The sequence below is a fragment of the Alteromonas sp. CyTr2 genome (genome assembly GCF_947311905.1).
Classification (GTDB): domain Bacteria; phylum Pseudomonadota; class Gammaproteobacteria; order Enterobacterales; family Alteromonadaceae; genus Alteromonas; species Alteromonas macleodii.
This window is the reverse complement of record NZ_CAMZMZ010000045.1, coordinates 17,771-30,256: the sequence shown is the minus strand read 5'-3', so window position 1 is coordinate 30,256 and position 12,486 is coordinate 17,771. Positions and strand designations below refer to the sequence as shown.

Genomic DNA, 12,486 nt, shown 5'->3' with positions numbered 1-12,486 from the left:
TCATTCTCCTTAACAAAAAGAGAACACCATGCCGTAGCTAATTCATGAATTGAATGTGGGGATTACCGGACGGACACACAATAAGAGCCTCTATATGTGTTTGACGTAGGCAATACGCTTAACATCGACCATGACAGACGAAGTAAACGAGTTCTAAAAAGGCAACGGTATTGATCTTGAAATAGTGGTCAAAGGGCTATCTTTTTTCATTGACAGCCCGGAGGCTCATATGTGTTATGTTACTAATTTCACGGATCAAAGCATGGTAGTTTTTCTCTACAGTGTTGAGGTCTTGCCATTTTTCTACCAACTCTTCTTTTGGCATTTTCAACTCTGAAGCCCAATACATGGCTTTGTCACAAGCCTCATTAAATTGGTGCTTCATATTATTGCTAAGCTACAACAAACCTCAGCTTTACCCCATTTACTGAGCTTATTCTAACTCCTTTTCACGGCTATAACCTTCGGGCAATTTTTCGATATATTTCCTAGTATTCGTAATTGCCTCAAGGATTGCTTCTAATGCTTCTTTTCTAGCTTTCACTCCTTCAATTCTCATTTTGTCAAAGTGAAATCGATTACTCTGAAAGTAGCTCAAAAGAATAGTTAAAGTAGTTAGAATTTATAATAACCTCCGAATGTGTGCAAGTAACATAACGTCCTGTTACCAGGCAATAAAATAGTTGGCTAAAATGAGCGACGAAGGAGCAAAAGCCACCTGTTTTTTGTCTGCTTTTATGGCCTGTAATGTTCTATTCCCACAAAGAACATTCAATAATTACATTAAAGTTACTCTTTTTAAGAAGTTGATTAAACGTATTTATATGTGCAGCACCGCATATTACCAGAATGCGTTGACCTCGCATGGCCTTAACTCGCTTAAGCCATTCTTGCTCTCGCTCTCTATATGTTTGTTGTTTTCTTTTCTCGCATTCTGATTTGGCTTCGACAGATTCGACATCATCAAACAACATAAGTATGGCAAACTCTATTTGATTTAAACTATCTATACCAAGAGCAATGCGCTCATGTTCATTGGGTTCAATGATTTTATACTCTATATTCAATTCGTTAGAAATATCGAATACTACTGAATCATGAATATCAATTTCTTCAGCTAAAGCGTCAATATCATATTTTGTGATCGTTTCTTTTATATAATTAGAAAAATTGGTTGTTTCTTTATCTCTTTGTTTCGAGTGTAGAGTTCCAACAAGTACTACTTCAGTCAAATTACTCACCTCAGAACATGACGCTTGCAGCAGCGGAAGAAGTAGCGAATCCGCTGGCTGCACTTGTTAGGCATATACGCCACCTTTAATTTTCAAATACTCTGTTTTTTCCATAGGTAATTTCAGACTACTTTCCACAACTAAATACCTCTCGGTATCAGTAACTATGATCTCATCGCCACCATATGAAATATAACCGTTGATATTATTACCCAAAGCTACTTTTATATGAGCAACAATACTTCTTGCAAATTCTCTACTTAATTCATAACCAGAATACTGTGGAAAACACTTCCCCAGAAAAGGAGCCCAAGCTTCACCATTTAAGTGTTTAGGCCTTTGAATGCCTGTTAATTGCTCTGTCATTAGAACTTCTAAGATATAAGGTACAGCTTGATGGTTTCTTGTGTGATGCCAAGCATAATCACCTGCATAAGCTGCATCAATAGAGCACCACTTATTTCCAGATATTTTCAAATTTAGAATATCTATTCCTATATCATCATGCCTACAACCATGAAAAGCCCTTTGGGGAAGTTCAACAACATCCCAAGTTCTAATTTCTTCTATTAGGTATTCTGATAGCGACATTTATACTCCTTGTATGCCTAACAGTTTAATCTTCCCCAAAACGGTGTTTTTCCCACACCACTTTCGGGTATTTGTCCTTTTGATTGCATACTACTCTAAACCACAACCACCAGAGAAATAAAGAAAAAACCGTAATATCGTTTTTAGCTCATTTATTAAAAACACCAAATCGGTATGCAGGTGCTTTTGGTGTATTTCACGCAAGCCAAACACAAAAAAGCCAGCTTCCGCTGGCTTCTAAAACAAGTAATTCAACGTCACTTGAACTAAAAACTACTTCCCCTGCCTAGCAGCCAACTTCTCCAACTGCTCATCAGTAGCTGGAAGCTGATGCTTCTCTTTCCACTCTGAATACGGCATTTTGTATACAACTTCGCGCGCTGCTTCGTAGTCGATATCAGCGCCCTGCTCGCTTGCAGCTGCCGAATACCATTTTGCCAAGCAGTTACGGCAGAAGTCGGCCAAAATCATCAGGTCGATGTTCTGAACGTCTTTATTCGCGTCTAGGTGTTCTACTAAGCGGCGAAATACTGCTGCTTCTACTTCGGTTTGTGTTTGCTTATCCATTATCAAATACCTCTAAAAAAGCGCTTTTCGTTATAGGTTGGATGTGTGGGTTAACGGGTAAAACCCAACCCATTGTTACTTTTAAAACCTAAAACGAAAAAAGGGAGCCAAGCTCCCTTTTTACTTAAACATAACTAACTAGGTTTAAAACCTAATTGCTATTACTCTGCGTCGTCAGACTTTGGCGCAGGCTTTTCTAGAAGCTCTTTAATGCTTAAACGTACACGGTTTTGGCGATCGATTTCCATAACCTTAACGTCAACCATTTGGCCTTCTTCTAGGTAGTCAGTTACTTTGTTCACACGCTCGTGAGCGATTTGTGAAATGTGAACAAGACCTTCTTTACCTGGAAGTACTTCTACGAACGCACCGAAGTCTACAATACGTGTAATCTTACCGTTGTAAGTCTTACCAACTTCAATTTCAGCCGTTACTTGTTCAATCTTGCCAATAGCGATGTCTGCTTTCGCACGCTCTGTCGCGAAGATTTTGATAGTACCGTCGTCTTCAATCTCAATGTTAGTGTCAGACTCTTCAGTAATTTGACGGATCATTGCGCCGCCTTTACCGATAACGTCACGAATCTTGTCTTGGTCAATCTTCATTGTGTAAATGCGTGGAGCAAATTCACTTAGCTCTTCACGGTGACCGCCAATCGCTTCGTCCATTACGTTAAGAATGTGCAAACGTGCTTCTTTTGCTTGTTTAAGCGCAATTTGCATGATTTCTTTAGTGATACCTTCAATCTTAATGTCCATTTGAAGTGCAGTAATACCTTCGGTAGTACCCGCTACTTTAAAGTCCATGTCGCCAAGGTGATCTTCGTCACCAAGGATGTCTGAAAGTACAACAAAGTTGTCGTCACTCTTAACTAGGCCCATTGCGATACCCGCAACAGACGCTTTAATTGGAACACCCGCATCCATAAGCGCTAGTGAAGTACCACATACAGACGCCATTGAAGATGAACCGTTTGATTCTGTGATTTCAGAAACCACACGTACTACGTACGGGAATTCTTCTTCACTTGGCATTACGGCTTGAATACCGCGCTTCGCTAGACGACCGTGACCAATTTCACGACGCTTAGGCGAACCAATCATACCGGTTTCACCAACACAGTATGGAGGGAAGTTGTAGTGAAGCATGAAACGGCTGTCGCGCTTACCTTGAAGCTCGTCAATCATCTGTGCGTCACGCTCTGTACCAAGCGTAGCAGCTACAAGTGCCTGAGTTTCACCACGAGTAAATAGTGCAGAGCCGTGAGTACGAGGAAGAATACCTGTCGCTACGTCTAGTGCACGGATCATTGCTGGGTCACGACCATCAATACGCGGCGCGCCAGATAGAATGCGTGAACGTACAACGTCAGACTCAAGTTCGTGAAGAAGGTCTAGTACTTCTTTCTTATCTTGTTCTTCGTCTTCAGCAAGGATAGCTTCTAGTGCTTTTTCAGTTGCTGCAGTTACTGCGTCTTTACGCTCTAACTTGTCAGAAATCTGGTAAGCCGCAGTCATTTCTGCTTCAGCTAGTGCTTTAACTTTGTCTTTAAGCGCAGTGTTTTCTGCTTCTGGTGTCCAGTCCCACTTCTCAGTGCCAACTTCAGCTGCAAATTCGTTAACTGCGTTAACCACAGTTTGCATTTGCTCGTGACCGAACATAACCGCACCTAGCATGGTGTCTTCAGAAAGCACGCTTGCTTCTGATTCAACCATAAGTACTGCGCCTTCAGTACCCGCAACAACAAGGTCAAGCTCGCTTTCAGCTTGCTCTTCTGCGCGTGTATTTAGAATGTATTCACCGTTGCTATAACCAACACGAGCCGCACCAATTGGGCCGTTGAAAGGAATACCAGAGATAGCAAGGGCTGCAGAAGTACCAATCATAGAGATGATGTCTGTAGGGATATCTGGGTTAGCAGACATTACAGTAACAACAACTTGTACTTCGTTTTTGAAACCTTCTGGGAATAATGGGCGGATTGGACGGTCGATAAGACGTGCAATCAGTGTTTCACCTTCAGATGGACGACCTTCACGCTTGAAGAAACCACCTGGGATTTTACCCGCAGCGTACGCTTTTTCTTGGTAGTTAACAGTAAGTGGGAAGAAGTCTTGATCTGCTTTGGCTTCTTTTTTACCAACTACTGTTACCAGTACAGACGTATCGTCCATGCTCGCAAGAACCGCAGCTGTTGCCTGACGAGCAATTACACCCGTCTCTAGAGTTACAGTATGCTGTCCATACTGAAATGATTTAGTAATAGGAGTCACTATTTGTCCTTTAATTTCAATCTTTATTTTATCGCTTTTAAACGCGGCGCATAGTATAGCCATGAAGTGGCGTTAATACCATGGTCAAATGTAGCCCCGCGCGGAATTTGTCGTGTTATTTGGTCATTAACCGCTACCACCTATAGCACCATGACTATATGAAATATCTGTGAAATTTCAATTATTGACTATATTTTCATCATACTGACACAAAACAGCGTATGCTAGAACAAAAAGCGAACAACGTAAGAACTTAAATAAACATCACGTGCGACCAATGCGCAGAAGTGATTAACCACAACAAGAACGTCTAATATTAGTGTGCTAAAGGAGATAACCATGTTGGTACTTCGACTTAATAAAGCAGGCATGCCACAAGAGTGGATAGATGTTGAACAAGCCGCAAAGCTTTACAGTCAGGATAAGGTGCTATTTGAGCTAGGTAGCGATGCTATTACGCTCAAGGGAGGCTGGAATCACGAAGGGCTGCAAAGTCAGCTTACCCTGTCTAGTATTATCGCGTGCGACGGCAAGGTAACAGATTTATCTGGCAAAGTTGCCCTTACTAATCGCTATTTGTTTAGGCGCGATAGCTACCTGTGTATGTACTGCGGCAATAAATTTACGCCAAAGCAGCTTACCCGAGACCACATTATCCCACGCTCTCGCGGCGGAAAAGACAGTTGGACGAACGTTGCCACGGCTTGCCAGCGGTGTAATCACGCGAAAGGTGCGAAAACGCCAGAAGAAGCCAACATGCCCCTACTCGCGGTTCCGTTTAGGCCAAATGTGTACGAGCGCTTTTATTTAATGAACAGGCGAATTTTGGCTGACCAAATGGCCTTTTTACAAGGCCACTTTACCAGCCACAGAGAATGGACGTGCTTGGAATAAACGCTATAGCGCACCGCTAGTAGTTGTCTGTGCTTCGGGCATTGCTTTAGCTTGATTCTGCACTGAAGAGGAATCGCTGTGCTGTGCGTGAAGCTGGCGCTGCTCTTCTTTTTGCGCTTTGAACCACAGGCTTAACCAATCTGAGCACATTTTGTGCTCTAACTCGTGAGCTTCGGCTGTAGGGCAAAACAAGCTTACCTTTACCACCACTTTGGCAAGTTCATTGGTTTTAATCTCAACCTCAGGGTCGATGCGAATAAACTCTTGCTCTAAGTGACGTTCAATTAGGCCTTTGTAGCGCTCTGCTACATCGCGGAAATATTCACAATGTGCCTGTGCCCTGGCATGAAACGCTGGAAGCAGACTATAGGCGTTCACAGAAGGCTCGTTCACTATTTCAAATGAATGCAAACGGTAGCGACGCATAAAGTTAAGATTTCGTACAGTTTGGGTCACTAGCTGGCTATTAGGCACGTACACGTGTTTACCCGTGTAGTTAAAGCTTTCAGGGTCTACTTCTAAAAGCGCCGTTTTCGCCCAGTCCATTTCTACCACTTCACCAATGATGTTGTTCATTTGGATCCAGTCGCCTACCCTGAACGGCCGAGCGCCCAGGTAGTAAATGAACCCCATAAAACACTGAATAAACTCGCGGGTTGCCAACACAATGGCCACCATAAAGGCAGCAATGGAGATTGCCAGTGTTTGGATTTCAGAACTCCACACCATCATTAACACAATAATGATAAAGGCATTACCCAACTGCTCTAGGATATTGATTTGGTTTCGGCGGTCTTCGCCACGATGAGAACTAATGCGCCTGATAAGGCGCAACACACCCTTTTTAAGAAAGAGCAGTACAATTAAAAGTACTAGAGATGTCAGCAGTTTATAATCATTGGCAAAACTTATAAATTGATGCCATAACTGCGCGGGGTCTATCACAATCTCCATGTAAGCTCCGTCTGTACTCCGAGGGTAAATATTTGAATAGGCGAAAAAAAAGCGCCGACGAATGTCAGCGCTTTTAATTATGAAGCATGTAAACTCGTGGCACAATGCCGACCAGTTAAAACATCTTTTTATTAGTCGCGAATTTGACCTTCGCCATTCACTAAATATTTCTCTGAAGTCAACGACTCCAAGCCCATTGGGCCATAAGCATGTAGCTTAGTGGTTGCAATACCAATTTCTGCACCTAAGCCAAGCTGGCTACCGTCAGAAAAACGTGAAGACGCATTAACCATTACTACACTTGCATCAACTGCACGTTGGAATAACTTGCCTTTTTCAGCATCTTCCGTACAAATTACTTCCGTGTGGTTACTACCAAATTGCGCAATGTGGTCAACCGCTGCTTCGAAATCGTCAACTACACGGATAGCGATTTCCAGACCAAGATACTCTTCACCGTACGCGTCTTCAGAAATAACGTCAGCACCATCAAAGTATTGGCTGCCTTTTTCGTTTACGTGAACCTTAACACCCTTTTCTTTGAATGCGTCGGCTACTTTAGGCAGAAAATCACCCGCAACGGCTTGGTGTACAACCAATCCTTCTAAGGCATTACACACGCCAGTACGCTGTGTTTTACCATTTAGAAGTAGCGCCATGGCTTTATCTAAATTGGCATCTTTGTCTACGTAAAGGTGACACACACCTTTAAAGTGCTGGATTACCGGCACTTTAGCGTTGTCAGTCACGTAGTTGATTAGACCTTCACCACCACGAGGAATAATTACGTCGATATAATCACGCTGCTCCATTAACTCTTGCATTAATGCACGATCTGGATTCGGAACTACCGTTACCAGCGCTTTTGGTAAATTGTGCTTCTCCAGCACGTCTTGCATAAGTTCAGCAATGGCTAAACTCGTATCTAGTGCCTCTTTACCACCACGTAATATTACTGCGTTACCCGATTTAAAGCACAGCGCGCCTGCGTCGGCAGTAACATTAGGTCGTGCTTCATATATCATGCACACAACACCCAGCGGTATGCGCATTTTCTTAATCTCAATACCGTTTGGACGTGTACCGATAACGCGCTCTTTACCCACAGGATCATCAAGTTCAACAATAACTTCGATGCCTTCAGCCATGGCTTCAATACGCTCGTCGTTTAGGATTAAGCGGTCAACCATCGCTGCGTCTAAGTTATTCTCTTTGGCGCGCGCGACTTCCTTTTCGTTTACTTCGATAATTTTGCCTTTATTTGCACGAATTGCCGCGGCCATATCAGTTAACACCGCGTTTTTCTGGCTTTCGCTTAAAATAGCCAGTGTACGTGCAGCTTTTTTTGCCTGTTGTGCTAACTCTGTAATAATGCTCATTCTTTCTCCAGATTTGCTATGTGCTGATCAGAAATAATTGGCCCAGTCTTTTCCTCAAACTCATGGGCGAATTCTTCGTTTTCCTGATTCGCAATGAAATTCAATAAACAGCTACTGTAATTCGACTTGGCTTTTACCAGTTTAGTACCGTCTTCTTTACGTACTAGAATGGTGTCGCCTACCGAGAACTCACCTTTCACGTCAATAATTTCACTACTTGTCAGTTGCTCTGCGTCGCCAGCTAAAGAGGCGTCAAAGTCCCCTTCTACTATCACCTCACCCTGCGCGTTTGACGTATGGCGCATCCAATGCACATTCTCTTGCATTGGCGTGGCGTGAGGTTTGAAATGCGTGCCTGGGTTTTCACCTGCTAGCAGCATATTAAACGACAGTTCAGTAAAGCCGTTAATAATATATGTATCTATACCATGCGAAACGGCTTTTTCGGCCGCTTCAATTTTAGTGCGCATACCACCGGTGCCTACACCGCCTTTTACCGCACCGCCAGCCATGTCATAAATGCTTTGATCAATGGTATTAACTGATTTAAGCAATTGTGCGTCGTCGTGTTCATGCGGGTTTTTATCGTACAACCCATCAATGTCTGAACAGATGATAAGTGCATCTGCTTCAGCTGCCGACGCCACCATGGCCGATAAATTATCGTTATCACCTACTTTCAATTTGTCAGTGGTAACGGTGTCGTTTTCATTAACGATAGGCAGGATATTGTTGTCCAATAAACTGAATATCGTTTCACGGATACTTACGTAACGCTCTCTGTCTCGCAAATCAGCATGCGTTAACAGCATCTGAGCAGACGGAAAATCAAACAGTCTGTCCCACGTTGCAATCATTTCGGTTTGACCCGCTGCTGCCATTGCTTTTTTAACTGCAATATCTGACTTTTCTTGCTCTGGAAACAGGTGCGCGCCTGCTGCGACAGAACCAGAAGACACGAGTACAACTTGTGTACCGTTGGCTCTGCACCGCACGATAAATTGCGCAATGCTCAAAAGGTAATGACTGCTACAACCTTGTTGGTTGGGCGATATCAATGCACTACCCACTTTGATGACTACGCGTTTCCAATTTGGATGACTCATAATAAACTTTTTAACCTTAAGATTGTTGATTTGCTAATTCTTCACTGGCTTGCGCGAATGTTGCTTGTACGTTTGACGATGGGTTTTCGCTAAAGTGACTTACCACATAGAGCGTTAACGTACTTACCGCAAACCCTGGAATAATTTCATAAATAACGCTGCTTAACGTTTTACCGTCAGCTAAAACGGGCGCATAAATCCAGAATAGTACGGTTACCGCACCGCTGATCATGCCCGCCATTGCCGCTTTCGCTGTTAAATCCTTTTTATACAGACAAAACAGTACTAACGGACCAAATGCTGCACCAAAACCAGCCCAAGCATTACTTACTAAAGATAAAATTGTGTTCGACGCATCCATGGCTAATAACAGTGCAACCACGGCTACACCTGCTACACCATAACGGCCAATTGTTACCGTTTGCTTTTCACTCAGCGCCTTGCTTGAAGACTTTTTATTTACCATTACGCGGTAAATGTCTTCGGTTAACGAACTTGCGCTAACCAGCAGTTGCGACGAAATTGTACTCATAATAGCGGCTAAAATAGCGGCCATTAAAAATCCACTAATAAGTGGGTGGAACAGTAATTGTGAGAAAATAATAAATATCGTCTCAGGGTCGTCGACAGCAAGACCAAACTGATTGGCATAAGCAATGCCTACGAATCCTGTTGCCAGTGCACCAATGATGGTCACTAACATCCACGACATGCCAATATTTCGCGCTGTTCCAATGGCATTAACAGAACGAATTGCCATAAAGCGAACAATAATGTGCGGCTGTCCAAAGTAACCTAAGCCCCAACCTAAACTCGATAGCAACCCTACAATCGTTAGCGTTTCTAACGATTCAGAAAAATTGGGTACAGATTGATAAGCGGCGCTTGTCATTTGCGACACGCTATCGAACTCGGTAAACGCGACAATTGGAACCAGTACCAGCGCCACGAACATAATGCACCCTTGTACAAAGTCCGTAAGGCTTACTGCCAAGAAACCACCAAGTAGTGTATAAGACACCACTACACCCAGCGTGATAAATAAGCCTAACTGATAATCGACTGAAAACGCGCTTTCAAACAACTTACCACCTGCAACTAACCCGGCAGAGGTGTATAGCGTGAAAAACAGTACGATAATCACTGCTGAAACAATGCGTAAGCTTGAGTTAGGCGTATTAAAACGCTTGGCAAAAAACTCAGGCACAGTCAGCGAGTCGTTGGCAACTTCGGTATAAACGCGAAGTTTTGGTGCTACTAGTAAATAATTGGCCAACGCACCTGCAACCAACCCTATTGCAATATAAACCGCATCGAAACCGGTTAAGTACATTGCACCTGGTAAGCCCATTAGCATCCAACCAGACATGTCAGACGCACCCGCAGACAGTGCGGTTACTTGAGGGCTAACTTGTCGCCCTCCCAAAATATAACCAGAAATATCACTGGTAGATTGTCGGTAAGCAAACAACCCTATCCCTAACATCGCTATAAAATACACCGCTAGTGATAGGTAACTTTCCATTGGCATAACGTTCGTTATTTCCTCTATTGCTCTTCGAAAACTCGTAAATGAAAACGCCATTTAACCTTTGCTAATTCAAATTCAAAAGCAAATATTTAAATCGAACAATAATCATTAGAGCTCTAACAATATAAGGATCTGTCAGAAAATTTCAAGTGCAATTTTTAAACAACATCGTTTAACAGGCACTTATGTTTAAATTAGCACCAACCATGTTTCACAGCATATTACACTAATAAAATCAAAAATTACCATTAGTATTCATTAACTTAAAAACACTAAGTCATTTATGAAACAATTTAACTTTAGCTGAAAAGTCGCAAAAAACAGCAACTTTACTATCAGCTAAAACATTTTCATTAAAAATACTTTGTTACGCGCACTCAGACGAAATAACATCCAAAAGAAGCTTTTCTACAGGCAGTAAATGGGTAAGTTGCGTACAATCTTCACTATGTAGCGAGCGAACCCGATTAATTAGCTTCTCACACGCCTTTTCGTCATTTTTCACAGTAAATAGTTTCGGATGAATATAATATTTCCTGCAAACGGTGGGAGTATTGCCTAGCTCTGCTGCAACACACTTACTTAACGTACTCTCCCATTTCTTGGTTCTGGAGTTTGCTATCTGTTCATACACACTGGGCAGGTTTGTTAGTGCAAATCGACTTGATGCCCACGTTCGAAAGTCTTTACAACTGAACTGTTCACTTAGTTCTTTGTGGATGAACGCATTAACGTCTTCGCTCGTTACGTCGTGCCATTGTTTATTCTCATCTTGATAACGAAATAAACAGTAACCTTGTTGTTGCGCACAGTCACAAACTAATGAAGCAAGCTCAGGGTCGTTTACTTTTAGTGTTCTTGGTTTGCCGTGCTTACCAATGTAAGCAAGTTCAACACTATCGTCACACTGCGCTTGTACATGCTTGCGCCGCAATGTAGTTAACCCATATGTGTTATTTTCCTTGCTATATTGAGCGTTGCCAACTCTAGCACCTGTGTAATCGAGCAACAGGCACACCAGCGCGCAAGCTCTTTCTTGCGTCCATGTTGGCTGTGAAATTAATGAAAGACAGTGCTCACGGAACTCAGGAAGTGCATTACCAAAGGCAACCAAACGCTCAAATTTTTCTACTTGCTGCTGCTCGTGCCATTTGTTGTGATAGATATATTGTTTACGTCCTTTTTCGTCATAGCCGACAGCTTGAACGCTGGCTTTACTATCACGGCTTATAAAGGTGTCGCGCCAATTTGGAGGAATGACAAGCTTTTTGATACGCTTTAGCACGCGCTCTCCTGTGACTTTCTTTCCACTTGCATAGCGATAGTAAAACCGTTTATCACCGCAAGCGATGCGCCTTATTGATAGATGGCTATCATCAGAGTAGACGTTGCAATAGCCTTTAATCCGTTTCATTTATAGATACTCCTTTCCTTACCAGCTAAGTAAGACCGACTGTTAAGGTGCTGCTACGGCCGCAGATGCTCGCTGTGCTTTCTTAGTCAGATTGCAAACAACGGTACCAAATCTCAATTTATAAATAGAATCTACAGAAGAACGTACAGAAATGATCACTACACGCAAGTAACCTTGCCGCAAGCCGACGCTTCCACGGCAAGACAGTGATTTTAAAGGCCATAACGAATTTTCACGCTATGTGTAAAATTATCACAGTACCGGTTGTTTGGTCCGGCAGCGACGCTTGCTAAAACTCAGCATATCGCTTCGAAATCCTTCTTTATTTCGCCTTCCAGCTTAATAAATCATATTTAACCTTCCGAAAATAACCATTAAAAACAATAATATAAAAACGAACCTTCTCTTTTTTCTACTAAAGTATAAACCGCTACTTTTCTTCGTCGGAATGCAACTTGAATAAGTATGAACAATAGTTGTCGAGTTACCTATGCACTTGGGTGAAGCCGAACAGCAATACCCTTTGAAGTGCAAGTGAAGTGGAT

General features: G+C 42.6%; 11 protein-coding genes. 1 reads left to right on the top strand and 10 read right to left on the bottom strand.

Annotated features, from left to right (window positions below):
• Nucleotides 1–196: 196 nt before the first annotated feature.
• From QME20_RS17645 to pnp, 5 genes are all read right to left on the bottom strand, one after another.
• A complete protein-coding gene (locus tag QME20_RS17645) occupies nucleotides 197–385 on the bottom strand; it encodes a hypothetical protein (RefSeq protein WP_281716326.1) in 189 nt (62 codons plus the stop codon).
• 367 nt (nucleotides 386–752) lie between these two features.
• The gene (locus QME20_RS17640; RefSeq protein WP_281716325.1) at nucleotides 753–1,232 is read right to left on the bottom strand and encodes a hypothetical protein; all 480 of its coding nucleotides are present in this window, start codon (nucleotides 1,230–1,232) and stop codon (nucleotides 753–755) included.
• A 66-nt stretch (nucleotides 1,233–1,298) separates the two neighbouring features.
• Complete coding sequence (locus QME20_RS17635; protein ID WP_281716324.1) at nucleotides 1,299–1,823, bottom strand: hypothetical protein; 525 nt, start codon at nucleotides 1,821–1,823, stop codon at nucleotides 1,299–1,301.
• Nucleotides 1,824–2,096: 273 nt separating this feature from the next.
• A complete protein-coding gene (locus QME20_RS17630) occupies nucleotides 2,097–2,390 on the bottom strand; it encodes a DUF1244 domain-containing protein (protein ID WP_012518312.1) in 294 nt (97 codons plus the stop codon).
• 161 nt (nucleotides 2,391–2,551) lie between these two features.
• Nucleotides 2,552–4,663, bottom strand: a complete 2,112-nt coding sequence (pnp, locus tag QME20_RS17625; protein WP_281716328.1) for a polyribonucleotide nucleotidyltransferase — start codon at nucleotides 4,661–4,663, stop codon at nucleotides 2,552–2,554.
• Nucleotides 4,664–5,002: 339 nt separating this feature from the next.
• Here pnp and QME20_RS17620 point away from each other — a divergent pair, with 339 nt between their 5' ends.
• Nucleotides 5,003–5,557 carry an HNH endonuclease gene (locus tag QME20_RS17620; RefSeq protein WP_014949384.1) on the top strand — a complete coding sequence of 185 codons (555 nt, stop codon included), beginning with the start codon at nucleotides 5,003–5,005 and terminating at the stop codon, nucleotides 5,555–5,557.
• A gap of 3 nt (nucleotides 5,558–5,560) precedes the next feature.
• Here the strand turns inward: QME20_RS17620 and QME20_RS17615 are convergent, their stop codons facing one another.
• The 5 genes from QME20_RS17615 to QME20_RS17595 all read right to left on the bottom strand — a co-directional run bounded on the left by QME20_RS17615 (nucleotide 5,561) and on the right by QME20_RS17595 (nucleotide 11,941).
• Nucleotides 5,561–6,511 (bottom strand): mechanosensitive ion channel domain-containing protein, encoded by a 951-nt coding sequence (locus QME20_RS17615; protein ID WP_168533464.1) that lies wholly within the window; start codon nucleotides 6,509–6,511, stop codon nucleotides 5,561–5,563.
• A 131-nt stretch (nucleotides 6,512–6,642) separates the two neighbouring features.
• Nucleotides 6,643–7,890: a glutamate-5-semialdehyde dehydrogenase gene (locus tag QME20_RS17610; RefSeq protein WP_187447560.1), complete on the bottom strand. Its 1,248-nt coding sequence runs from the start codon at nucleotides 7,888–7,890 to the stop codon at nucleotides 6,643–6,645.
• Nucleotides 7,887–8,996, bottom strand: coding sequence for a glutamate 5-kinase (gene proB / locus QME20_RS17605; protein ID WP_049587803.1), 1,110 nt, complete (start codon nucleotides 8,994–8,996; stop codon nucleotides 7,887–7,889). Before proB ends, QME20_RS17610 begins: the two co-directional genes overlap by 4 nt.
• A 16-nt stretch (nucleotides 8,997–9,012) precedes the next feature.
• Nucleotides 9,013–10,527 (bottom strand): sodium/proline symporter PutP, encoded by a 1,515-nt coding sequence (gene putP, locus QME20_RS17600; protein WP_281716327.1) that lies wholly within the window; start codon nucleotides 10,525–10,527, stop codon nucleotides 9,013–9,015.
• A 367-nt stretch (nucleotides 10,528–10,894) separates the two neighbouring features.
• Nucleotides 10,895–11,941 (bottom strand): DNA topoisomerase IB, encoded by a 1,047-nt coding sequence (locus tag QME20_RS17595; RefSeq protein ID WP_014979230.1) that lies wholly within the window; start codon nucleotides 11,939–11,941, stop codon nucleotides 10,895–10,897.
• Nucleotides 11,942–12,486 lie beyond the last annotated feature (545 nt).

Bases quoted from the DNA above. Each gene is read 5' to 3' on its own strand.
- QME20_RS17645 (WP_281716326.1), bottom strand. From the start codon at position 385: ATGAAGCACCAATTTAATGAGGCTTGTGACAAAGCCATGTATTGGGCT.
- QME20_RS17635 (WP_281716324.1), bottom strand. From the start codon at position 1,823: ATGTCGCTATCAGAATACCTAATAGAAGAAATTAGAACTTGGGATGTT.
- QME20_RS17630 (WP_012518312.1), bottom strand. From the start codon at position 2,390: ATGGATAAGCAAACACAAACCGAAGTAGAAGCAGCAGTATTTCGCCGC.
- QME20_RS17620 (WP_014949384.1), top strand. From the start codon at position 5,003: ATGTTGGTACTTCGACTTAATAAAGCAGGCATGCCACAAGAGTGGATA.
- QME20_RS17615 (WP_168533464.1), bottom strand. From the start codon at position 6,511: ATGGAGATTGTGATAGACCCCGCGCAGTTATGGCATCAATTTATAAGT.
- QME20_RS17610 (WP_187447560.1), bottom strand. From the start codon at position 7,890: ATGAGCATTATTACAGAGTTAGCACAACAGGCAAAAAAAGCTGCACGT.
- proB (WP_049587803.1), bottom strand. From the start codon at position 8,996: ATGAGTCATCCAAATTGGAAACGCGTAGTCATCAAAGTGGGTAGTGCA.
- putP (WP_281716327.1), bottom strand. From the start codon at position 10,527: ATGCCAATGGAAAGTTACCTATCACTAGCGGTGTATTTTATAGCGATG.
- QME20_RS17595 (WP_014979230.1), bottom strand. From the start codon at position 11,941: ATGAAACGGATTAAAGGCTATTGCAACGTCTACTCTGATGATAGCCAT.